This is a genomic window from Sphingobium sp. B11D3B (assembly GCF_025961735.1).
Taxonomy (GTDB): Bacteria; Pseudomonadota; Alphaproteobacteria; order Sphingomonadales; family Sphingomonadaceae; genus Sphingobium.
Window position 1 is genome coordinate 795,023 of record NZ_JAOQOF010000001.1, and the last position, 23,590, is coordinate 818,612.

Here is a 23,590-nt window from a genome sequence, read left to right on the forward strand (position 1 = left end):
GTCCTATGGCAACGTTTTACTAACCTTTGAACGCTTAGCACTCTCCTAAACTCAGAGACGATTGGACGGCGTGGAGAGCTTTTACCATCTGGTCGTGGTTGATCAGCAGATTCGGGGCATGCTGATCATTGTGGCGATTTGCGGGTCTGGCATTTTAACGGCCACGGCCATTCTCAGTCATACGTTCAACATGAAATCGCAGAGCGTACGTCGGGCCTGGCTTGTGCTGGCGGGACTGGTGACGGGCGTTTCCTTTTTGGCAATCCTGCTGACAGGGGTTGCGGCCTTGGGTGCGCGTGCCGGAACGACTGCCGGGCCTGACATGGATCGTATCATCGTCGAGGGCGTGGCCAGTCTGCTCTTCATGACCGCCCTTGTTCTGGCCTGGCGTGCATTGATGGGCGGCAGTGCGGCATCGGCTGATGACGGCCAGCTTGCCGAGGCGCTCGATGAACTTGCCCATGTGCAAGCGCATCATCGCGCCTATGTCGAGCTCAATCCCCAGATCGCCTGGATGGCCGATGCGGAGGGGCGCATCACCGAAATTGGCCCGCTTTGGGCTGAACAGGTGGGCCTCGATCTAGAGGCTGGGCTAGGATATGGATGGACGCAGGCCGTTCATCCTGATGACCTTCCGACCGTTCAGGCCTTATGGGCGGACGTTGTCAAAAATCAGTCGGATGCCGCCGATGTCCGCTATCGCATCCGCATGGCGAACGGGATGTACCGCTGGTACCGGGCGCGGGCGCGGCCTCACCGGGGTGAAGATGGCAAAGTCCTCGCCTGGTATGGCACGCTGGAAGACATTCACGACCATGTGATCGCCGAAACCGCGCTCAGGCAGAGCGAGGAGCGCTACCGCCTGGCTGCGGAAGCTGGGAACGACGTGATATGGGACTGCTCCCTGCCCACGGGCATCACGACTTGGAGCGGGGCGTACAAAAAAGTTCTGGGCTATCCGGAACTGGATCAGGCCACGCATTTCGATTGGTGGATCGAGCGTATTCACCCCGATGACCGGGAGCGGGTCCTCGCGAACCAGAGGCGGGCCCTGGAGAGTGGCCAGAAGTTCTGGCTCGAGGAGTTTCGGTTTCGCACGGCCAAAGGGACGTTCATCGATACCAAGGCGCGAAGTGTCATCGTGCGCGGCGACAAGGGCGTAGCAGTCCGGCTTGTCGGATCGATACTGGATATCACCAAGCAGAAGCAGGCCCAGGCCGAACTGAATTGGGCCGCGTATCACGACCATCTCACTAGGCTTCCGAACCGGGCGCTCTTCGGCGTTCGTATTCAGGCCGCGATCGACGCGGCATGTGATTCCGGTGATCCGGTGGCGCTCATGATCCTGGATCTCAATGGATTCAAGGAAATGAACGATTCGCTCGGCCATGCCGCAGGCGACCGGGTGTTGGTGGAGGTCGCTCGGCGCCTGTCCTCCTGTATCCCCGAGGGGGCGACAGCGGCTCGGCTGGGCGGCGACGAGTTTGCAATCATCTTGCCTGGCCTGTCTGCGGCGGACGAATATCGCCCGGTAGCAGACGCCTTGAAGCGCTGCTTTGAAGTGCCGGTGCAGATCGAAGAACTGCGCATTCCGGTCAGCTTTTCCGTCGGTGTCGCTGTCTGGCCGCGCGATGGCTTTGAGCCCGGGGACCTCCTGATCGCGGCTGACCTTGCTCTCTATGCAGCCAAGGCCGACATGCCCGGCTCCGTCCGGGAGTTCTCCCCGTCCCTCAAGGTAGCATCCGAGAGGCGAACCCGCATGCTCGTCATGGCGCGCGCAGGGTTGGACGAGGACCGCATCGTGCCGTTCTACCAACCCAAGGTGAACCTCCAGACCGGGCAGATCGACGGCTGGGAAGCGCTGTTGCGGGTGGCCGAGAACGGTCAGGTTCTGCCGCCTGCGGCCATCGAGGCGGCGTTCTCGGATGCCGAAATGTCGGTGCGGCTGACCGACCGGATGATCTGCGGCATCTTTGCGGACATCGCGCGCTGGCGGGCCGATGGGCTGGAGCCGGGGCGGATCGCGGTCAACGTGTCCGCGGGCGATTTTCGCGCGCCGAGTTTGCCGGCCCGTCTGGAAGATGCCGCCCGGACCCATCGGCAGGGTCTTGCCCAGATCGACATCGAAGTGACGGAGACTGTGCTCATCGGGCAATTGGGGCCAGAAGTCGCGCGGATGCTCGAGGAACTGCGCGGCCTAGGCGTGATGGTCGCGCTCGATGATTTCGGCACGGGCTATGCTTCGCTCAGCCATCTCCAGCAATTTCCGGTCGATGTGATCAAGATCGACAAGTCATTCATCGACCGGATCGAGGACAGCACCCCGGGCGCGACGGCCGTCATCGACGCCGTGTTGCAGATGGCCCGGCGCTTGGGGATGCAGACGGTCGCGGAAGGCGTCGAAACCATCGCGCAGGCCCGCTATCTCCGCGCGCGGGGCTGCACGCTGGGGCAGGGCTTCTTGTTCAGTAAGCCGGTTCCCGCGTCACAGGTGCCCTCACTGCTGCGCGGGAAAGCTTATGGTCACTGGGAGTTCGGCGGCGTCGGCTGACCAGCAGTCGCCGCGGTCGGCTCATCGCCCCCGCCCAGTGCACGGTAGAGGCCGGCGGCGCTGGAGAGCTCCTGTCGCCGCAATTCCAGTAGCGCGAGCCGCGCAGCATAATCGCTGCGCTGCGCATCGAGCAGTTCCAGCCGGGCATCGACCCCGGCCTGATAGCGCAGGCGGGAAAGCTCGGCGCGCCGCGCGGCCGACTGGGCCACGCCCCGCTGGGCTTCGATCTGGTGGGTATAGGTCTCCCGCCCGGCCAGCCCGTCTGCGACCTCGCGGAACGCTGACTGAATGGCCTTTTCGTAGTTTGCGATGGCGATCGACTTGCGAACCTTCGCCAGATCGAGCTGGCCCTGCAAACTGCCGCCGTTGAAGATCGATTGGGTGATCTGCGGCGTGAACGACCAGTTGCGGTTTGCGCTATCGAACAGGCTGTCCAGCGCCATGCTGGTGAAGCCGAACAGACCCGTGAGCGAAATACGCGGGAAGAAGGCGGCGCGGGCGGCGCCGACATCGGCATTGGAGGCGACCAGTTCATGCTCGGCCTGACGGATGTCCGGCCGGCTGGCAAGCAAGGCTGAGGGCAGGCCGACCGGCAGCTGGGTGCGGATTGGCTGGTCCATGAGCGCGATGGGTGCGGGCAGGTCGGCGGGCAGGGGCGCCCCGACCAGCAATTGCAGCGCATTGCGCGCCTCGGCCAGCATCCGCGTGCGCATCGCTTGATCGGCCTGGGCCTGACTCACCTGGCCCTCTGCCTGCGCAACATCGAGCCCGCTCACCTGCCGGGCCTGCTGGAGACGGCGGGTGATCGCGAGCGAATCCTGCCAATCGCCCAGCGTGCGGTCGGTGAGGGCAAGCTGCTCCTCGGCGAGCCGTTCGGCCAGATAGGCATCGACGATCGACCCGATCAGCGCGATGCGCGCGGCGCGGCGGCCTTCGTCGGTGGCGAGATAGCGCTCGAAGGCGGCCTCGCTCTGCGAGCGGAGGCGGCCGAACAGATCGATCTCAAAGCTGGTCAGCGCGGCATTGGCGGAGAACTGGCTGAACTCCGCCCCAGCGCCGGTTTGGGACGTTGCCGCAGAGACACGTTGCCGGGAATAAGCCGCGTTGGCATCCAGCGTCGGCAATTGCGCGCCCCTGGCGACGCGGAACTGCGCGCGGGCGGCCTCGACGTTGAGCGTGGCGACGCGCAGATCGCGGTTGTTCTCCAGCGCCAGCTCGATGAGCCGCTGCAAGCGCGGATCGCCAAACATCTCGCGCCAGTCCAGTGCCGCGGCACTGGCTGCCTCTTCGGGAGAGGCGAGCGGGTAGACCGGCGCAACCGGGGCAGGCGGTGTCTCCAGCCGCGGGTTCATCGAGCAGGCGCTGGTCAGCAGCAGCGCTGCGAGGGCAAATTTACGCATCTCAATTCTCCGATGCGGGGTAGGCGGCGGGCGCCTGCGATGAACCATCGACATGCTTCTTGCGCTTTTGCCGCTCGACCAGCTTCATCACCACCACGAAGAAGACCGGGACGAAGAAGATCGCGAGAATGGTGGCACTGATCATGCCGCCGAAGACGCCCGTGCCGATCGCCCGCTGCGTCTCCTTGCTCGCACCGCCCGCCAGCATCAGCGGAACGACGCCAAGCGTGAAGGCGAAGCTGGTCATCAGGATCGGACGCAAGCGCAGGCGCGCGGCGTGCAACGCGGCGTCGACCGCAGACATGCCGTTATCATAAGCGTGCTTGGCAAACTCCACGATCAGGATCGCGTTCTTGGCGCTGAGGCCGATGATCGTGATCAGGCCCACGTTGAAGAACACGTCGTTGGGCATGCTGCGCAGGGTGACCGCCAGCACGGCGCCGAGCACGCCGAGCGGGACGACCAGCATCACGGCCGCCGGGATCGCCCAGCTTTCGTACAGCGCGGCCAGCACCAGGAAAACGACCAGCATGGAGAGGCCCAGCAGCAGGATCGCCTGATTGCCAGCGAGCACTTCCTGAAGCGACTGACCGGTCCATTCGATGGCGAAGCCGGGCGGCAGCTGGCTCGCAAGACGCTCCATCTCCGCCATGGCCTCGCCGCTGGAGTGGCCGGGCGCGGGCTGGCCGGCAATGCGCATGGCGGGATAGCCATTATAGCGCACCAACTGCAGCGGCATGGTCTCCCAGCGCGGCGTGACCAGCTCCGAGAGCGGGACCGTGTTTCCGGCAGCGTTGCGCACATAGAGCTTGAGCACGTCCTCCAGGTTCATCCGGAAGGGCGCATCCGCCTGCACGATGACCTGCTGCATCCGGCCATTATTGGGGAAGTCGTTGACATAGGCCGAGCCCATGGCGCCGCTCAGCGTGGAGGTGATGGACTCGAAAGGCACGCCCATGGCCTGCGCCTTCTGGCGATCGATCACCATCTCGACGCTGGTACCCGGCATCAAGCCTTCCGGGTAGACACCGGCAAGGGCCGGGTTTTTCGCGGCCATGCCGAGCAGCTGGAACTGCGCGGCCATCAGGGCATCGAACCCACGGCCCGAGCGGTCCTCAAGGCGCGCGGAAAAGCCGCCGGTGGTGCCAAGGCCGTCGATGGACGGCGGGATGAGGCTCATCACGAGCCCTTCGCGCACGCCGGCACCGGTGGCCTGATTGGCTGCACCGGCCTCGCCAAATGCGGTCGCGCCGTCACGCTCGCTCCAGTCCTTGAGCATCGTGAAGCCGAGGCCGACATTGGCGCCCGCGCCGGAAAAGCCCCAGCCCAGCACCGAGATGGTATCGGCGATGCCCGCGCGCTGCGCGGTGTGCTTTTCGAAGACTTCCAGTGCCTCCAGCGTCCGGCCGGACGTCGCGTCCGAGGGGAGTTGGAAGACGGTCATGAAATAGCCCTGATCTTCATCGGGCAGGAACGAGGAAGGCAGGTTCGTATAGCCGACGATCATCAGCACCACGATGACCGCGAAGCTCGCCATCATCCTTGCGCTGCGCTTCAAGGCGCGCGTTACCCAGTTGTGATAGCCGTGCGTCATCGTGTCGAACTTGCGGTCGAACCAGCCGAAGAAGCCCTTCTTGGTCTCATGGCCAGTGACCGGCTTGAGCAATGTCGCACAGAGCGCCGGCGTCAGGCTCAGGGCAAGGAAGGCCGAGAACAGGATGGAGACCGCCATGGAGATGGTGAACTGCCGGTAGATCGCGCCGACCGAGCCGCTGTAGAATGCCATTGGCACGAACACGGCGGTCAGGACGAGGCTGATGCCGATGATGGCACCCGTAATCTCGCCCATGGCCTTGCGCGTGGCTTCCTTGGGCGGCAGCCCTTCCTCGGCCATGATGCGTTCGACATTCTCGACCACCACAATGGCGTCGTCGACGATGATGCCGATGGCGAGGACCATGCCGAACATGGTCAGCACGTTCACGGAATAGCCGGCCAGCATCATCACCGCGCAGGTGCCGAGCAGGGCGATCGGCGCGACGACGGCGGGAATGATGGTGTAGCGGAACTTCTGGAGGAAGACGAACATCACCAGGAAGACGAGCACCATCGCCTCGACCAGCGTCTCGATGACCTTCTCGATCGAGATCTTCACATAAGGCGCGGTGTCGAACGGAATGCGGTACGACATGCCATTGGGCATGGCCCTGGCGAGCTCGACCATGCGCTCATGCACACGGGCGGAGGTGGAGACCGCATTGGCGCCGGGCGCGAGCTGGACGGCCATCAACGCCACGGGCTTGCCGTTGAGCCGGGTCTGGAACCAGTAGGATGCGGAACCAAGATCGACGCGGGCGACATCGCCCAGCTTCAAGGCGGAGCCATCCGTTCCGGCGCGCAGCACGATCTCGCGGAACTGCTCGGGGGTCTTCAGCTGACCCTCGACGGTGATCGGAACCTTGACGCGCTGGCCTTCGGCAATCGGCTCGCCGCCCAGTACACCGGGCGAAACCGGTGTGTTCTGCGCAGCAATCGCGGCCGTGATGTCGCTCATCGCAATGTCGTAGGATGCCAGTTTCGCCGGATCGACCCAGATGCGCATCGCGCGCTCGGCGCCGAACAGCTGGACACGGCCGACGCCGGGGAGACGCTTGAGCTCCTCGACAACATAGCGCGCCGCATAATCCGACAGTTCCTCGAGGTTCTGCTGGCCGTTAGACGATTCCAGGCTCACCAGATTGAGGAAGTTGCGATTGGCGGAATCGACCTGGATGCCGAGCTGGCGGACGATCTGCGGCAGGCGCGGCTCGGCGGCCTTGAGCCGGTTCTGCACGTCCACCTGCGCCAGCTCCGGGTTGGTCCCCGGCTGGAAGGTCGCGGTAATCGTCGCCTGACCGGACGTATCCGTCGAGCTTTCGAAGTACAGCAGATTGCGCACGCTTGAGAGTTCGCGCTCGATCAGGCTGACGACGCTGTCATTCAGCGTCTGCGGTGTGGCACCGGGGTAGGTCGCGGTGATCTCGACGCTTGGCGGCGCGATGCTCGGATAGCGCTCCAGCGACAGGCGCGGGATGGCGATGACGCCCGCAAGGATGATCGCGATGGCGACCACCCAGGCGAAAACGGGCCGATCGATGAAGAAACGGGGCATGGGTTCGCTTTCGTCTTCAGCGCGCGGCCGCGGGCGCGGCGGGCTTTGCGGCGGCGGCAGGGCGCCATGGCTTGGCCGAAACGGTGGCGCCGGGCTGGACCCGATCCTGCCCTTCGACAATCACGGTTTCACCAGCCTTGATGCCCTGCGTGATCAGGACGTTTCCGTCGCGCACATCCCCGGTCTGCACCGGCCGCAGCTCGACCTTGCCGTCTTTCCCAACAATCCGGACGCTGGCCTGACCGGCAGGATCGCGCAGCACGGCCTGTTGCGGCAGAGTCAGCGCATTGGGGAGGACCATGCGGGGGAGGCGCGCACGCACGAACATACCGGGCAGCAGCGCCCGCGTGGGATTGGGCACCTCGACCCGGGCGATCACTTCGCCCGTGCCGGGATCGACGCTGATGCCGGAGAAGAGCAGGCGTCCGGTCGCGGCATAGGGCTTGCCCTCGGACGAGAGGATCTCCACGGGGGCGCCCTGGGCGGAATTGCCGGCACGCGCCGCCTCGCGCAGCGTTTCGAGGCGGGCGGCCGGCTGACGCACGTCCACATAGACGCGGTCAATCTGTTGGACGGTGGCGAGCGGCTCTGCGCCGCCGACGGCGGCGAGGGCGCCCTCGGTCACCATGGACTGGTCGATCCGGCCACTGATCGGCGAGCGGATCGTGGCGAAGCCGAGATCGACCTGCTGGCGCGCCAGCGTGGCGCGGCTCTGGGCGAGGTCGGCAGCGGCCTGATCGCGCGCGGCGACGGCATCGTCATAGGCCTGTCCGCTGATCGCATCGACCTTCACCAGCGGCGCCAGGCGCTCAGCCTGGATGCGAGCGCGGTTGAGGGCGGCCTGGGCGCGCTGCACGGCGGCCGCGGCGCTCTGTGTATCCGCGCGGAACGGCGTCGCGTCGATCTGGAACAGGGGCTGGCCGGCCCGCACTTCGGAGCCCTGCTCGAACAGCCGGCGCTGGATGACGCCATTCACCTGCGGGCGGATTTCCGCCACACGGAAGGCCATCACCCGGCCCGGCAGTTCGTCCGCCACGTCGACGCGCGAGGGGGAGACCTTCACGACCGATACCTCTGGCGGCGGAGGCGAGGATGGGGTCTCACCTCCTGAGCAGGCGGACAATACAAGCGCCATCGACGCGATAACGATATAGGCGCCGGAGCGCCTGGGGGGGCATTTTGTCATCATGTCCGACTCTTGATTTTTGCTTGTCCGCGCTGGCCCTTTGGGACTGGCTTGTCGAGGCAGTGTTGGTCAAGTGTAGAGAAATTGTGGAGGCCGGTGGCCCCCCTTTTTGAAGTGCGGTATCGGCTCTGAGGGAGAAGGATATTCTATGGATGCCGAAAACGCGCTCGTGCTGGTCGCGGAAGACGAACCTGAAATTGCCGATGTCATCGCCGCCTATCTGGAGCGGGAAGGCTTCCGGACGGTTCGCGCCGCCGACGGGCGCACCGCGCTGGAGCTGCACCTTGCCCTCAAGCCGGACCTCGTGATGCTCGATGTGCAGATGCCGCGGCTCAATGGTTGGGACGTGCTGGCCGAGTTGCGGCGTCGCGGTTCGACCCCGGTGATCATGCTGACCGCGCTCGATCAGGATATCGACAAGCTGCAGGCGCTGCGCATCGGCGCGGACGATTATGTCGTCAAGCCGTTCAATGCGCTGGAGGTGGCCGCAAGGGCGCGCGCCGTGCTGCGCCGGTCGGGTGGCAGCCGGGGCTCCACCCTGCGAGTGGGGCCGATCGAAATCGATATGGACAGCCATCTGGCCAGCGTGATCATCGGGGACGATCCGCAACGCGTGAGCCTGTCCCTCACCCTCACCGAGTTCCGCATTCTTGCGCACATGGCGCGCGCGCCCCGGCGGGCGTTCTCGCGTGGCGAGCTGGTCGATGCCTGCCTGCCGGGCGGCGACGCGCTCGACCGGACGGTGGATACGCATTTGAGCAAGCTGCGGCGCAAGCTGGAAGATGCCGGCGCCCACGGCTTCATCAATAATGTGCGCGGCGTCGGCTTTCGCCTGGCAGATATTTCATGAAGAAGCCGGCAGGCGGTCTGGGGCGGCAGATCGTGTTGTCCACGGTGATCTCCACGGTCGCTTCCGTGCTGATCACGATCATCGGCCTCTATATCTTTTATGGCGTCATCATCCGGGTGGCGCCGCATATGCTGTTTCCGCTGACGGACGATTGGCGCCCGCACGGCATTGAATGGCTGCTCATCGGGCTGTTTTGCGTGGTCTCTACCGGCATTGCCGTGCTGGTGGCGACGCGGCTGGCCCGGCGGATCGTTCAGCCGCTGGTTTCGGTTGCGCAGACCGCGCGGATCATTGCGGATGGCAATATCAAGGTCCGTGCGCGCAGCGATGATCGGGCGCCCACCGAGGCGACGATGCTGGTGGAGGATTTCAATCTGCTGGCCGACCGGCTGGAGCAGGCGGGGGAGGCCGTCCGCCGCTGGAATGCCACCATCGCGCATGAACTGCGCACCCCGGTGACGATCCTCTCCGGGCGTCTCCAGGGCCTCGCCGACGGGGTGTTTGCGCCCGATCCGCCGCTGCTGCGCTCGCTCGTCACGCAGGTGAATGCCCTGACCCGTCTGATCGAGGATCTGCGCACGGTGAGCCTCATGGAAGGCGGCCGGCTGGACATGCGGTTCCAGCAGGTCGATCTCGCGGAGGAAATGGAGACGGTCGTCCGTCTGATGCAGCCCGAGCTGGAGGCCGCGGGCTTCCGCATCGTCACCGCCTTCGACCGCGGCCTATGCTATGTCGATACCGCACGCATCCGGCAGGCCCTGATGGCGCTGCTCGAGAACGCTCATCGCCATGCCGACCCCGGTCAATTGGCCGTGACGCTGCGCATCTCCTCGTCCAGCGTGCTCCTGAGCGTGACCGACGAGGGCCCCGGGATGACGGAGGAGTTCGCCCGCCATGCCTTCGATCCGTTCCGTCGGTATATGGAGCAGGGCGGGGCGGCGAAAGGCAGCGGCCTTGGCCTCTCCGTGGTGCGGGGCATTGCCGAGGCGCATGGCGGCGCGGCGACCTACCGCACGGTCAATGGGGGCTCATGCTTCACCCTCACCCTGTCGCGATGGAAGCCGCGTGGCCCATCAGTGCCCACGCAAGGCGATCTCGCCTGATCCTGCGCGTCAGGCGGTGATGGCCGCAACCGTTGCGCCGAGCGCGGCGATCGCCTGATCTGGCGCCAAGCACAGCTGCAGGCCGCGCTGGCCGCCATTCAGATATATGTGCGGCTGGGCCAAAGCGCTCTCGTCGATCACCGCGCGGATGGGCTTCATCTGTCCAAAAGGGCTGATGCCGCCGACCTTGTAGCCGCTCAGGCGCTCGGCATCGGCCGGCTTCATCATCGCAGCGCTCTTGGCGGAGAGGGCTACTGCAAACTTCTTCATCGCCACTTCGCTGCTCGCCGGGACGATGGCGCAGGCCGGCTTGCCATCCACCAGCGTCATGAGTGTCTTGAAGACGCGCTCGGGTGGCTCACCCAACGCCTCGGCGGCCTGCAAGCCGATATGGGCGGCAGCCGGATCATAATCGTAGAGATGGATGGTGAAGGCGATGCCGGCCTTGCTCAGCGCCCGAGTGGCGCGGGTTTCCTTTGCCATGCGCGCTGCGTGCTGCGTGCCGTTCACGATGTCAATGCAGCGCCGTTCGTCCCTGGCCGCAAAAAGGCGGACAATCATGGTGCATGGACAAGGCGAACCATTAAATAACCATGGCTCTTAGCCGTTCAGTATCGTGCGAGCGCCATCGTCGTCGCTCGTACCTGACCGGCGGAGTCCAGATGCTCAAGAGAATCGATGTTGCTGACGTGAAACTCGGCATGTTTATTCACAAACTTGAAGGGCCGTGGCTCAAGCACCCGTTCTGGCGGACGAAATTTCTGCTGACCGATCCCCAGATCCTCGCGGACCTGCGCGCCAGCGAGGTCGAGGGCGTGATGATCGACGTCGACAAGGGCGATGATGTCCCGGGTGCGGGCGGTCCGCGTCCGCCGGCGACGACGCTGCGTCGACCGCTCGTGGCTGCGGGCTCCTCCGCCCCCTCGGGCGGTGTCGGTCTTGCCGAGCGGGTGCGCATGGAGCGGCTGCGCAAGCTGGTGCCGGAGCGCGCGAGCGGATCGAACGTTGTTCCGTTCAACCCCCGCTCCACGACGGCCTTGAGCGTCGGCGCGGAGGTGGGCCATGCCAAGGCCGTGGTGGCGCGGTCCAACCGCGTGATGAGCGCCGTCTTCGAGCAGGCCCGGCTGGGCAAAGCCATCTCGCGCGGGCAGGTGGAGCCGGTGATCGAGGATCTGTTCGCCTCCGTGCAGCGCAATCCGCACGCCTTCAACGGCCTGATGCGCATCCGCCGCGAGAATAGTTCCCTTTATGCGCATGGCTTGGCGGTGAGCGCACTAATGATCGCGCTGGGCCGCCAGATGGGTCTTGATGATGCTCGGGTGAAGGAAGCCGGGCTGGCTGGGCTGCTGATGGACGTGGGCATGGGCCATCTGCCCATCGACGTGGCGACGATCAGCGATGATCTGAGCGAGGGCGAGCGCAAGATCGTCGAGACGCATACCACGCTCGGCTATGAGTTCCTCCAGATGGGTGGCGAAATCGCCGAGGATGTCGCACTGGTCTGCCTTGAGCATCATGAGCGCTGCGATGGCTCCGGTTATCCCAACCAACTGACTGGCGAGAATATCAGCCTGTTCGGCCGCATGGCGGCGGTATGCGACGTCTATGACTCGATGACGTCCGACCGGCCGCATCGGGCACGGATCGACCCCAATGCCGCGCTCGGCCTGATGCGGGGCATGGAAGGCGAGCTGGATGACGAGATTCTCGATCACTTCATCGAGAGCGTCGGCGTCTATCCCATCGGCTCGGTTGTACGCCTGAGCAACGGACGCCTGGCGCTGGTGGTGGAGCAGAATGTCGGCGAATACACCACGCCGCGGGTCTGGAGCTTCTACGACATCGCCGCGCGCCGGGTGATCAAGCCGGAGGATATCGACCTGCGCCTGTGGAAAGGCCGCGTCGAGATCGCCTGCAGCGATGACGCTGCCGACTACGGCATCGACGATTTTCCGGCACTGCGCGAAATGGTCTTCAATGCAGCCTGCAAGGCGCTGCAATAAATGATGTTTTAGCTCGGATTATCGCCGGGCCAGTTCCATCAACCGAACGAGATCGGCCATCGTCTGATTGCTGGGCGCGGGGACGCCGACCGCTTGGGCGCGGTCGCAGATGGCGCCGTTGATGAAGTCGATCTCGCTGGCACGGCCGGCAATCATGTCCTGCAGCATGGATGCCTTGTGACCGCGATGTTCGGCCAGGGCATGGTCGATGCTGGCGGTGATGCGCGCATGGTCGACCGTCACCCCATGGGCCTTGGCCGTGGCCACCACCTCGTCGACGATCGCTGCGATGATGCGGCGGCCCGGTGCGTTGTCCACGCCGGCATTGGGCTGGCCGGTGACGGCGCCGAGCGGGTTGAGCGCGGCGTTGAAGGCGACCTTTTCCCAGATCGCGACATCGATGTTCGTGCTGTAGCGCGCGTCGAAACCGGCGCGGGTGAGCAGGGCGGTCGCGGCCTGCGCCGCTTGCGCGCCGGCCGGCGTCATCGCGCCCAGCTCGACATGACCGGTGCCGTGGGATTCCACACCATTGAGGCCATGGAGGTCGGCCGGAAGCGCGGCGATCCCCTTGAGGATCTGGTCCTGCGGGAAGCTCTCCGCCACGATCTCCGGATTGCCAAGGCCGTTCTGGAGCGTGAGCACATAGGTGCCGCTGCCCGCGAGATGCGCGATCGACTGGATCGCCGAGCGGCTGTGCATCCCCTTGGTGAAGAGCAGAGCGAGATCGATTGGCGGCTGGGCATCGGCCGCAAGCCCGGCACGCAGCGAGATGGTGCGCGTGCCATTGTCGTCGGTGAGGTGGATGCCGTCGCGGTCGATCGCTTCGATGCGGGTCTTGTCGACATCGATGAGCAGGACGTCAGCGCCGCTCTCGGCAATGCGCGCTGCGAACAGGCAGCCCATCGAACCCGCGCCGATCACCAAAATGGACTGCACCTGCGTCTCCTTATTCCATGGCTGCCCAGCAGCCTTCACGCGCGGCCCTGATGGCGTCCGGCCCGGCATGGGTCAAGCCGCTTGGCGCCGATCCTCCAGCGGGTTACCCTGTTTGCAATGCGTGGCGCCCAAAGGCGCACGAACCATGAGGAGAGGCGGGCATGAAGAATTTTGCGGGCAAGGTTGCCTTCGTGACGGGCGGGGCGAGTGGCATTGGCCTCGGCATGGCGCGCACGTTTCTGGCCGAGGGCATGAAGCTCGTTATCGCCGATTACAATCAGGACCATCTCGATGCCGCCCGCGAGCTCATGACGGGCAACAACGCCACGCACTTCATCAAGGTGGACGTGACCGACCGGGCCGCCCTGCGCGCAGCGGCGCAGGAGGCGCTGGATATGTTCGGCAGGATCCATCTGCTGGCCAACAATGCCGGCGTCGGCGGCGGCGGTGCGGCGGATGATCCCGACTTTGAGGATTGGGACCGGACCATCGGGATTAATCTGGGCGGGGTGGTCAACGGCTGCAAGATCATCGTGCCGATCATCAAGGCGCAGGGCGAGGGCGGTCATGTCATCAACACAGCCTCCATGGCCGGCATGGTGCCGCTGCCCGGCGCCGGCGCCTATGCCGCGAGCAAATATGCCGTGCGCGGCTATACCCAGACGCTCCGGCTCGATCTGGCGCCGCATGGCATTGGCGTGTCCTGCCTCTATCCGGGCGCGGTGGAGAGCGCACTGATGCCGGTGCCGGAGGATGACAGCAGCGCGCCGCCGGGCGAGGAGGGTGTGTTCGTCAAGCGCTTCTGGGCCGCGATGCGCGCCGCCATGGATCCTCTGGAAATGGGCCGACTGGTGGTCGAGGCGATCCGCGAAAACCGCCCGCACATCCTCACGCACAGCGAATTCCTGCCGGAAATGCGCGCGATGCATCAGGATCTGGAAACCGCCTTCGTGACCGGTCTGCCGGTGCCCGAGGCACGGAGCAGTTTCGAGCGCTTCCGGCACGAGACGGTCGCGCGGCTCATGGCGATGGACGTGATCGACTGACCGCCGCCCATCGGGCGGGTCAGCCCGCCAGATGCGCCTGTTTGGCGTGGCGCGCGAAATTGTCGAGGATCGCTTGCCAGCCGTCGCGCTGCAAGTCGCGGCTATGTTCGTCCTCCGGCTCGAACTGCACCTGAACATGGGTGCCATTTGCTTCGGACGCGAACGTCACGCGGGCGGTGCGGTCTCCGAACGCATATTCAATCAGGCGCTCCGGTTCGATGCGGGTGTAGGTGCCCGCGAAATCGAAGCCCACGCTGCCATCCTTGGCTTCCATGCGCGAGGAGAATGCGCCGCCTTCGCGAAGGTCGACGCTGGCTGCCGTCGTATGCCAGTCATCGGATGCGGCATTCCACTGCATGATGTCCTGCGGCGTCGTATAGCACCGCCAGACATGATCGATGGGCGCCTCCACAAGCGCTTCGACGGTGATCATTTCGCTGGTCATGATGGCTGATCTCTCCTTGCCGGCAGGCGTTCGCCCTCTCATCGGTTCGCGATGCCTCTCGGTCCATCCTCCTGCACGGCCGGGCGCCCTGTCAATGCAGCATGAGGCAGGGATCGATCCGGAAAGTGGCCATCGCATGCTTGCGCCTTCGCGTACCAGTCGCCAATTAAGGCGCCACGAAGAGGACGTTCGATCTTAGGAGATTCGGCATGGAAAATTTCAACAAGACGATCAAAGGCATAAAGGATCGCGGCGCGGCGCAGCTGTTCATCGATGGTGAATGGCGCAAGAGCAGCGGCACCAATGAGTTGTCGGTGGTGACCCCGCATGACGAGGAAACCGTCCTCACCTATTTCGAGCCGACCACGGCGGACGTGGACGTCGCCGTCGCCGCCGCGCGCAAGGCTTTCGACACCGGCCCGTGGCCGCGTATGGCGCCCGCCGAGCGCGGCGTGTACCTCAAGAAGGTCTCCGACATTCTCATGGCGCGCATGCCCGAGTTGGCCGAGGCCTGGACGGGCCAGGTCGGCGCCGTGATCGGCTTCTCCAGCAAGGCCAGCTATCAGGTGCCCGGCCTGTTCAAATTCTATGGCGAGCTGTGCGACAGCTACAAGTTCGTCGATGAGCGCATTGGCTCGATGGGCGGCAACAAGGTGCGCGTTGTGAAGGAGCCGGTTGGCGTCGTCGCGGCGGTCACCCCGTGGAACGCGCCGCTGGTGCTGCTGGTCTACAAGGTCGCAGCCGCGCTGGCCGCAGGCTGCACCATGGTCTGCAAGCCTTCGCCGGAAACGCCCATCGACGCGCACATCCTTGCTGAAGCGATCAAGGAAGCGGGCATCCCCGCCGGCGTGTTCAACATGCTGCCGGCCGGGCGCGAGGTGGGCGATCACCTCATCCGTCATCCGGGCATCGACAAGATCAGCTTCACCGGCTCGACCGCTGCGGGCAAGCACATTGCCGGCGTCGCGTCCGAGCGTCTCGCCCGCGTCAGCCTGGAGCTGGGCGGCAAGTCGGCGGCGATGATCCTCGACGATGCCGATATGGACCATGTGCTCAAGAGCCTCGTGCCCTATTCCATGCCGATCACCGGGCAGGTCTGCTTCTCGCTCACCCGCGTACTGGTGCCCAAGAGCCGCAAGAGCGAGATCATCGACGCCTATACGAGCGCCGTCTCCAAGGTGAAGGTCGGCGATCCGTTCGAGGCCGATACCGGCATGGGTCCGCTCACCATGCAGCGCCAGCTTGAGCGCGTGCAGGGCTATATCGCCAAGGGCAAGGCCGAGGGCGCCAAGCTTGCGCTCGGCGGCGGTCGCCCGGCCGACCTCAACCGTGGCTTCTTCATCGAGCCGACGGTGTTCACCGACGTCGACCCGAGCATGACGATCTTCCAGGAGGAGATTTTCGGCCCGGTCGTCTCGTTCGTCGATTATGACAATGAGGCGGACATGATCGCCAAGGCCAATGACACCGTCTACGGTCTGCACGGCGCAATCTACACGCAGGATGCCGAGCGCGGCTTCGCCGTCTCGCGCGAATATCGCGCGGGTTCAGTGACGATCAATGGCATGATGGTGGACATCCACATGCCGTTCGGTGGCTTCAAGCAGTCCGGCCTCGGTCGCGATGGCGGCATTGAAGGTCTCGAAAACTATACCGAGACGAAGGCGGTTTACTTCGCCTGATCGGGTCCGGCGCCCGCCCGCGAGTGTTGCGGGCGGGCGTTGCTTTCAGTTCCAACTCAGTTAAAACACCCTTGTGCTCCTGCGAAGGCAGGAGCCCAGGGCCCAACCGCAGTGCGCTATCGCCCTGGGCTCCTGCCTTCGCAGGAGCACAAGTGGTTCTGTTCGGAAGGTGTACTCCTCAGGCCCGCGCCAAGCTCAACGACATCTCCCGCCGCCGGATCATCGCACCCACCAACGCAAGGCCTCCCATCATCATCGCCCAGCTTGCGGGTTCGGGGACGAAGGAGCCGAAGCGGATATCGGGGAAGGGTTCGGCCGGCCAACTCTCATCCTGCCACATGCGCGCGCTGGTGATCGTGAGTTCGGCGCGGTCAAACACCTCGTAGCCGGACATGAACACGCCGTCGCCCTGCGTGCGGTGAAACAGACCATCGAAGGGATCAACCGTCTCCGGCCCGAACGAAAAGCCGATGTCCCAGCGCGTCACATGGCCGAACAGGGCGGAATAGGTGAAATCGCCGGGCATGGTGCCACTGCCATTGCCGCCCACCGCGAGATCGCCGCTGGCGAAAAAGGTCGTCTTGCCGAGATAGGTCGTGGTCTGCGCGACCTGATCGATCCGGTACACATCGGCAGTGCCGCTGATCTCGAATGGGGTGATGGCATGAGCGGGGAGAGACAGGGCGGCCAGAGCGGCCGCGAGCACAGGCTTCAACATGGAACGCCTCCCTAAAGGATGCGCCAGACTGTCTCATTTTCGAACATGCGCCTAGAGCGCGGCAGGCCGGGCGGCACCGGCCTGCCTTTGTTTCGAGTTACTTCAGCGCATCGCTTAGGCCCGGCAGCATGTCTGCGCCGGCCAGCACCTTGGCGCTCGATTCCTTCACCGTGGCGCCGATCGGCTCTGCACGGCCGCCGAGGCAGGCCGAGAGGAAGCTCTCGGTGATCGCATTGAAGGCGATATTGTTCTGCGGCTTGGCGAAGCCGTGGCCCTCGTCCGGGTAGAGCACATAGGTGACGGGAATGTTATTGGCCTTCATCGCCTCGACGATCTGGTCGCTCTCCGCCTGCTTTACGCGTGGGTCGTTCGCGCCCTGGCCGATGAGCAGCGGCTTGCTGATCTGGCCCGCCTTGTGGAGCGGCGAGGCTGCCTTGAGCAGCGCCAAACCCTCGGGCGTATTGGGATTGCCCATGCGCTGGTGGAATTGCTCAATGCCGGCGGTCCAATAGGGCGGAATGGTGTTCAGCAGCGTCTCCAGATTGGAGGGGCCGACGATATCGACGCCGCACGCGAAGGTGTCGGGCGTGAAGGCGAGGCCGGCGAGCGTCGCATAGCCGCCATAGCTGCCGCCCATGATGGCGACCTTGTCCTTGGCCGTGATGCCCTTGCTGACCGCCCAATCGACCGCGTCGATCAGGTCGTCATGCATCTTGAGGCCCCATTGCAGGTTGCCCGCTGTGATGAAGCTTTTGCCAAAGCCTGTCGAACCGCGGAAATTGACCGACAGCACAGCATAGCCGCGATTGGCCAGCCACTGATGATAGCTGTTATAGCCAAAGCTGTCCCGCGCCCACGGCCCACCATGGACGAGCAGGACCATCGGCGCCGGCTTGTCCGGCACGCCGCCGCCATCTGCATCGCTGCCCGGCGGCAGGGTGAGATAGGAGACCAGAGTGAGGCCGTCGCGCGCAGGGATCTCCCGTGCATGCATGGGCATCAGCGGCGCGCCTTCCAGATCGGGACGGCTGACATAGAGCTTGGTGAGCTCGCCCTTCTTGCGGTCGTACAGCCAGGCCGCGGCCGGGGCCGTCACGGGATCGTTGTAGATCGTCCAGACGCTATCGTCGCGGGTGCGTGAGGTGACCTGGAAATCGCCCTTCAGTCGCTCGCGCAGCCATGCCAGCGACTGGCCGACATCCGGGTCGATCGCCGTCCACTCTGTGGTCAGATACTCCACCGAATATGCCTCGATCTCGCCGGTCACGGGATCGGCCATCGCGCCGCCGACATCGGCCTTGTCATTGGCGGCCAGCACCTGGCTCTTCCCCGTGGTGACGTCCTGCGCGATCAATGCTGCGGTGTCGCGGCCCCGGCTGTCCAGCCAGTAGAGCGTCTTGCCATCCGTGGTGAAGCCGGCGGGCTGGGTGGTCAGGGCATCTTCCAGCGTGGTGCGGGAGAGGGGCTTGTCTTCCACGACGTTGTTCGTGATCCGGAAGAAATCATAGCCACCCTCGGCATTGGGCCGCAGTGCCATGCGCAGCACGAGATTATTGTCGGCGAGGAAGCCGGCATAGCCATCACCCCGGATGACCTCGGTCAGCGCCCCGGTCTTCAGGTTGAGGCTGTAGACATCATGCCAGCGCTCGTCGCGGTTGTTGATGCCGACGAGAATGCGGTCGCTGATCGTGGTGGAGGTGCCGACGATCATCACGCGCGTTTTCTCGAAGGGCGTGAGCAGCTTCTCGGCGCCGGTGGCGACATCGACCCCGTAGAGCAGGTAATTCTCGTCCCCGCCCTTGTCCTGCACATAGAGCAGCATGGCGGAATCGGCCGTCCAGTAGTGCACGCCGATGGGCCGGTCCTTCTCCGCCGTCATCGGCTTGGCCTGATCGGGATGGTCGGCCGGGGCGACCCAGATGTTCATCACGCCATCGCGCGGCGCGAGCCAGGAAAGATATTTGCCATCCGGGCTCACCCGCAGCTGGGCGCGGTCCGGGTTGCCGAACAGGCGCTGCCGCTCGATGATCGGCGCATCCTGCGCGAAGCTCGCCGTCGCGGGCACGCCGCCGGCAGCCAGCATGAAACCAAGGGCAAATGTCGTCACGCAGGTCGGCCTCTTCATAAAGCATGTCTCTCGATGGGCCGGTCATCCTCTGGAAAGGGGGAGCCGGCTGTTTCGGAATAGCGCGAGCATATCGAATGGTTCCGCGGCGGGCTAGCCGGCTGAGGCTTTTGGATGGCGGGCCAGAGCGTGCGGCAACCGTCCGGGGGTTTGCCGACTAGAATTTGTGCGCCATGAGCCTATGGGCTTTGCCGGGATGGGCCTAAGGGTGCCTGCCAGACATTCATCCGATTGGGGGATAGCAATTGAAAAAGACCGGTCGCCTTGCCTGGCTGAAGATCGACCGCTTTACGCTGATGCTGCTGGGCACGCTGTTGCTGGCGAGCTTCCTGCCCGCGCGCGACAGTCTGGTGCCGGCGGTGGATCTGCTCGGCAAGGTGTTGGTGATTGCGCTGTTCTTCATCCACGGCGCGCGTCTGCCGCGCGAGGCGGTGGTCGGCGCCATTGGCCAGTGGAAGCTGCAACTGCTCATTCTCGCGGCGACCTTCGCGCTGTTTCCGCTGATCGGCATCGCCCTCAAGCCGCTCTCCGGACCGGTCATCGAGCCGATGCTGTTTACCGGCATTCTCTTCCTTTGCTGTCTGCCGTCGACGGTGCAGTCGTCCATCGCGCTGACGTCGATTGCACGGGGGAACGTGCCGGCGGCGGTGTGCGCGGCGGCGGCTTCCAATCTGGCTGGCGTGGTCTTTACGCCGCTGCTGACGGGCCTGCTGCTGGCGAGCAGCGCGGCGATCAACATGGATGCGGTCTGGGCGATCGTGGGCCTGATCCTGATCCCCTTCGCCATCGGTCAGGCGCTGCATGGCTGGATCGGCGCCTGGCTGCTGCGCCACAAGATGCTGACCTCCTTCGTGGATCGCGGCGCCATTCTGGTGATGGTCTATGGGGCATTCGGCAAGGCGGTGACCGGCGGCCTTTGGCAGGCGATCTCCGGCATCGACATCGCCATTCTGCTTGGCTTCTGCCTGCTCATTCTGGCCGTGGTCGTCATCGTGCTGCGGCTAGCGGCGCGGCTGACCGGCCTGGCGCGTCCTGACGAGGCTTCGCTGGTATTCTGCGGATCGGTAAAATCGCTGGCAACGGGCGTGCCGATGGCGAATGTGCTTTTCCCCGCAGCCATGGCTGGCGCCGTCGTCCTGCCGGTGATGATGTTCCATATCGTCCAGTTGGTGACCGGCGCGTTCCTGGCGCGCGCCTATGAGCGCCGCGCGATTGCGGCTGCACCGGGCGAATCCTGACTGGTCAGTGAGTCAAAGTCCGGGCGAGGGCGCGCCATTGCCCGGGCGTCGTCTCGAACCGGCGCTTGAAGGCGCGGGCGAAATGGGCCGGGTCTTCGAAGCCGTTGGCAAAAGCGATCTGCGAGATCGAGGCGCCCGCCCAGCGTGCATCGCGTAGATCGTCGGCAGCGCGCTGCAGGCGGCGATTCCAGATTTGCCCGGTGATCGAGACGCCGAGCGCATCGCGCATCAGCTGATCGAGCCGGCGACGGCTAATATGCTGCGCCTGCGCGATCTGTTCGGCGGTCAGGCCGGGGATCGAGAGATTGAGCTCGATATAGTCGAGCGCTTTCTGCACGCGCCAGTGGACATTCTCCAGCTCTACCGCGAGGCCGGAGGTCGCGCCGAGGAGTTGGATGACGGCATTCATCGCCGCGTGCTGCTGTGCCTCACGCAGGTCGCCCGCCACGCGCAGCAGGTGCAGCACGGTGTGAGCGAGCAAAGAGGTGCCGGCATCGCGCCCGGGAATGAGCGTGGCGACGAGATGCTCCATGTCCGGGAAGCGGCTCATCACCAGCGCGCGCGGCATGCGCAGCAGCAGCAGCTGGCTGTAATCCAGCCCGCACAGGCGGAATGGGTAGCGCTCGTCGATAAAGCAGATGTCGCCCGGCGCCATCTCGCACTGGCGTTGCCGCTGGGTGGCAAGAGAGCTGCCTTCAGCCTGCAACATCATAGTGAGAAACTGGTGGGATTCCGGGCTGCCGGTGGGCGCGTATGTCACCTCGGCCGGGGCGGAAGACACGGCGAACAGCGCGCCCGGGCCAACACGGCGATGCAGGATTGCCCCGATTGTGGGATTGGCCTCGATCGCCTGTACGCATAGGCCGGGAAAAACATTCGGCGCCGCGCCAGCCCATATGTCCGCGCGCTTGGCCCGATCAAAGCCGCTCAGGTCGACAACCGAGGATAGACCCTCGAGATTGACTGCTTCCATCTCCTCAACTCCAATCCTGTATTGAGACAGGTGCCGGGCCTTGTCAAAGCAAATGGTCAGACATCCCCGCTTATTTATCGCGGCGTTGCCAAGGCCGGGCCGATCCGGCATGGCCCGGCCCCATGATGACCCATTTCCGTTTCGTCGCGCTGCTCAGCGGCACCAGTCTGCTCCTCTCCATGCCCCTTCACGCGCAGGAAACCGGCCCGGATGTGGTGGTGCTGGGGCAGGGGCTTGCGCTGCCGCCAGGCACGCCGGCTTATGGATCGGTCACGCTCGAGAAGATGCGGCTGGCGGAGGACGCCTCCGGCACGATCGAGCATGCGCTCGGCGATGTCGCCGGCTTCCAGCAGTTCCGCCGGTCGGATAGCCGCTCGGCCAATCCTTCGGCGCAGGGCGTCACGCTGCGCGCGCTGGGCGGCAATGCGACCAGCCGGGCGGTCGTGCTGCTGGATGGCGTGCCGCTGGCCGATCCCTTCTTCGGTTCCATTCCGTTCAATGCCCTGCCGCTCGACGGAATCGGCGCGGCGCGGATCACCCGGGGCGGTGGTGCGGGAAGCTTCGGGGCCGGCACGGTCGCCGGCAGCATCGAGCTGTTCAGCGCCGATCGCACGCAATTGCCGCGCTATAGCGCGCGGGCGCTCTATGGCTCGCGTAATGCGCAGCAGATCGAGGCGAGCCTTAGTCCCGATCTCGGCAATGGCTTCGTCTCCATCTCCGGCAGCTATGCCCGGGGTGATGGCTTCTGGACGACGCCTGCGGACCAGCGCGTCGCGGCCAGCGTGCCGGCGGGCTACGAGACATGGGCGGTGAGCGCGCGCGGTGTCGCCGCCGTGGGCGAGTCGAGCGAGATGCAGGCACGCATCGGCCTGTTTCGCGATGACCGGACCTTGCGCTTCGCCGGGGCAGATAGCGCGCAGGAAGGGCAGGACGCCAGCCTCCGTTATGTCGGGCGCGGCGACTGGCAGGTCGAGGCGCTGGGCTATGTGCAACTGCGCAACTTCAGCAACATCGTGGTCAGCGCGACGAGCTTCCGCCCGACGCTGAACCAGCGCAACACTCCTTCGACAGGCCTTGGTGGCAAGCTGGAGGTGCGCCCGCCGGTGGGCGAGGATCATCTGCTGCGGATCGGCGCCGATAGCCGGTTCGCGAGCGCAGACATGTATGAGGAGGCACTTAACGCCACGACCGGCGCCGCGACTGCGCGGCGTGAAGCCAGCGGGCGACAGGTCACGAGCGGCATTTATGTGGAGGATGACTGGTCGCTCGGGCGCCTCATCCTGACCGGTGGCGCGCGCCTCGACTATTGGCGGATCAGCGGTGGGCGCTTCACCGAGCGAACGCCGGCCTCCGGGGCAGTCAGGACGGTGACCTATGCCGACCGCGAGGATTGGGAGGGCAGCTTCCGCGCGGGACTGATCTGGCAGGCAACGCCGGGAGTCGCTTTGCGTGCAGCGGGCTACACTAGCTTCCGCCTGCCGACGATCAACGAGCTGTATCGCGGCTTCACGGTATTCCCGGTGACGACGCAGGCCAATGCCGATCTCGCCCCCGAGCGGCTGCGCGGTGTCGAGGCCGGGTTCGATCTGACGCCGGCGCCCGGCCTGACGCTCTCTGCTACTGCCTTCTACAATCGTCTGGCCGATGCCGTCGCGAACGTGACGATCGGCACCAATCTGCGCCAGCGCCGCAATGTCGATGCGATTGTGGCGAAGGGCGTGGAAGTGAGCGGGACGATGACGCTGGGGGACTTCGATCTCGCGGCATCCTATGCCTATAATGACAGCCGCGTGGAGGCGAGCGGCGCGGCGGCCCAGCTCGATGGCCTGCAACCGGCACAAAGCCCGCGCCATGGCGCCAGCGCCACGCTGGGCTGGCACGCGCCCGGCAATGCCCGCCTCGCGCTCACCGTGCGCCATGTCGGCCCGCAATATGAGGACGATCTGCAGGCCGACCGGATGCCCGCCGCAACCACGCTCGACGGCTATGCCCGCGTGCCACTGACCGGCCGGATGGCGCTGGTCGGCCGGGTCGAGAACCTGTTCGACGAGCGCGTGGTCACCCGACAGGTCACCTCGACCAACGGCGCCGTGAGCACAGACCTGGGCACACCGCAGACCTTCTGGATCGGCATCCAGATCGGGGGATAGCGCCTCCGTCGCGCTCGCATATTTGAGCGGCCT

17 protein-coding genes are annotated in these 23,590 nt (G+C 65.2%); 8 read left to right on the top strand and 9 right to left on the bottom strand.

The annotated features are described in order from the left end of the window. Nucleotides 1-322 precede the first annotated feature (322 nt). A complete protein-coding gene (locus M2333_RS03780) occupies nucleotides 323-2,551 on the top strand; it encodes a putative bifunctional diguanylate cyclase/phosphodiesterase (RefSeq protein ID WP_264610908.1) in 2,229 nt (742 codons plus the stop codon). Here the strand turns inward: M2333_RS03780 and M2333_RS03785 are convergent. The 3 genes from M2333_RS03785 to M2333_RS03795 are packed head-to-tail and all read right to left on the bottom strand — an operon-like array spanning nucleotide 2,524 to nucleotide 8,165. After that, the gene (locus M2333_RS03785; RefSeq protein WP_264610909.1) at nucleotides 2,524-3,951 is read right to left on the bottom strand and encodes an efflux transporter outer membrane subunit; all 1,428 of its coding nucleotides are present in this window, start codon (nucleotides 3,949-3,951) and stop codon (nucleotides 2,524-2,526) included. The genes M2333_RS03780 and M2333_RS03785 overlap by 28 nt on opposite strands. Before the next feature lies 1 nt (nucleotide 3,952). Continuing rightward, the gene (locus tag M2333_RS03790; protein ID WP_264610910.1) at nucleotides 3,953-7,102 is read right to left on the bottom strand and encodes an efflux RND transporter permease subunit; all 3,150 of its coding nucleotides are present in this window, start codon (nucleotides 7,100-7,102) and stop codon (nucleotides 3,953-3,955) included. A 16-nt stretch (nucleotides 7,103-7,118) separates the two neighbouring features. Then, nucleotides 7,119-8,165 (bottom strand): efflux RND transporter periplasmic adaptor subunit, encoded by a 1,047-nt coding sequence (locus M2333_RS03795; protein WP_264575592.1) that lies wholly within the window; start codon nucleotides 8,163-8,165, stop codon nucleotides 7,119-7,121. Between the two features lie 271 nt (nucleotides 8,166-8,436). Between M2333_RS03795 and M2333_RS03800 the strand changes: the two genes are divergently transcribed. Next, nucleotides 8,437-9,138 carry a response regulator transcription factor gene (locus M2333_RS03800; protein ID WP_264575593.1) on the top strand — a complete coding sequence of 234 codons (702 nt, stop codon included), beginning with the start codon at nucleotides 8,437-8,439 and terminating at the stop codon, nucleotides 9,136-9,138. Continuing rightward, nucleotides 9,135-10,241, top strand: coding sequence for an ATP-binding protein (locus tag M2333_RS03805; RefSeq protein WP_264610911.1), 1,107 nt, complete (start codon nucleotides 9,135-9,137; stop codon nucleotides 10,239-10,241). Before M2333_RS03800 ends, M2333_RS03805 begins: the two co-directional genes overlap by 4 nt. A 9-nt stretch (nucleotides 10,242-10,250) precedes the next feature. Here M2333_RS03805 and ybaK read toward each other — a convergent pair whose 3' ends face one another. Next, a complete protein-coding gene (gene ybaK / locus M2333_RS03810) occupies nucleotides 10,251-10,724 on the bottom strand; it encodes a Cys-tRNA(Pro) deacylase (protein ID WP_264579128.1) in 474 nt (157 codons plus the stop codon). 179 nt (nucleotides 10,725-10,903) lie between these two features. Between ybaK and M2333_RS03815 the strand changes: the two genes are divergently transcribed. After that, nucleotides 10,904-12,244 (top strand): HD-GYP domain-containing protein, encoded by a 1,341-nt coding sequence (locus tag M2333_RS03815; protein ID WP_264610912.1) that lies wholly within the window; start codon nucleotides 10,904-10,906, stop codon nucleotides 12,242-12,244. Nucleotides 12,245-12,262: 18 nt separating this feature from the next. Here M2333_RS03815 and M2333_RS03820 read toward each other — a convergent pair whose 3' ends face one another. Next, nucleotides 12,263-13,180: a ketopantoate reductase family protein gene (locus M2333_RS03820; protein WP_264610913.1), complete on the bottom strand. Its 918-nt coding sequence runs from the start codon at nucleotides 13,178-13,180 to the stop codon at nucleotides 12,263-12,265. Between the two features lie 161 nt (nucleotides 13,181-13,341). Between M2333_RS03820 and M2333_RS03825 the strand changes: the two genes are divergently transcribed. Then, nucleotides 13,342-14,226, top strand: a complete 885-nt coding sequence (locus M2333_RS03825; protein ID WP_264610914.1) for an SDR family oxidoreductase — start codon at nucleotides 13,342-13,344, stop codon at nucleotides 14,224-14,226. Between the two features lie 19 nt (nucleotides 14,227-14,245). On the opposite strand, the gene M2333_RS03830 is transcribed toward M2333_RS03825, so the two are convergent. Next, the gene (locus tag M2333_RS03830) at nucleotides 14,246-14,671 is read right to left on the bottom strand and encodes an SRPBCC family protein (protein ID WP_264610915.1); all 426 of its coding nucleotides are present in this window, start codon (nucleotides 14,669-14,671) and stop codon (nucleotides 14,246-14,248) included. Between the two features lie 209 nt (nucleotides 14,672-14,880). Here M2333_RS03830 and M2333_RS03835 point away from each other — a divergent pair, with 209 nt between their 5' ends. Next, complete coding sequence (locus tag M2333_RS03835; protein ID WP_264573077.1) at nucleotides 14,881-16,353, top strand: aldehyde dehydrogenase; 1,473 nt, start codon at nucleotides 14,881-14,883, stop codon at nucleotides 16,351-16,353. 178 nt (nucleotides 16,354-16,531) lie between these two features. On the opposite strand, the gene M2333_RS03840 is transcribed toward M2333_RS03835, so the two are convergent. Then, complete coding sequence (locus tag M2333_RS03840) at nucleotides 16,532-17,071, bottom strand: PEPxxWA-CTERM sorting domain-containing protein (RefSeq protein ID WP_264610916.1); 540 nt, start codon at nucleotides 17,069-17,071, stop codon at nucleotides 16,532-16,534. Between the two features lie 97 nt (nucleotides 17,072-17,168). Next, complete coding sequence (locus M2333_RS03845; protein WP_319801294.1) at nucleotides 17,169-19,178, bottom strand: S9 family peptidase; 2,010 nt, start codon at nucleotides 19,176-19,178, stop codon at nucleotides 17,169-17,171. 263 nt (nucleotides 19,179-19,441) lie between these two features. Between M2333_RS03845 and M2333_RS03850 the strand changes: the two genes are divergently transcribed. Further along, nucleotides 19,442-20,434 (top strand): bile acid:sodium symporter family protein, encoded by a 993-nt coding sequence (locus M2333_RS03850; RefSeq protein WP_264610917.1) that lies wholly within the window; start codon nucleotides 19,442-19,444, stop codon nucleotides 20,432-20,434. A gap of 4 nt (nucleotides 20,435-20,438) precedes the next feature. On the opposite strand, the gene M2333_RS03855 is transcribed toward M2333_RS03850, so the two are convergent. Next, nucleotides 20,439-21,407, bottom strand: a complete 969-nt coding sequence (locus M2333_RS03855; RefSeq protein ID WP_264610918.1) for a helix-turn-helix domain-containing protein — start codon at nucleotides 21,405-21,407, stop codon at nucleotides 20,439-20,441. A 122-nt stretch (nucleotides 21,408-21,529) separates the two neighbouring features. Here M2333_RS03855 and M2333_RS03860 point away from each other — a divergent pair, with 122 nt between their 5' ends. Further along, nucleotides 21,530-23,557, top strand: a complete 2,028-nt coding sequence (locus M2333_RS03860; RefSeq protein WP_413716471.1) for a TonB-dependent receptor — start codon at nucleotides 21,530-21,532, stop codon at nucleotides 23,555-23,557. Nucleotides 23,558-23,590: the final 33 nt, after the last annotated feature.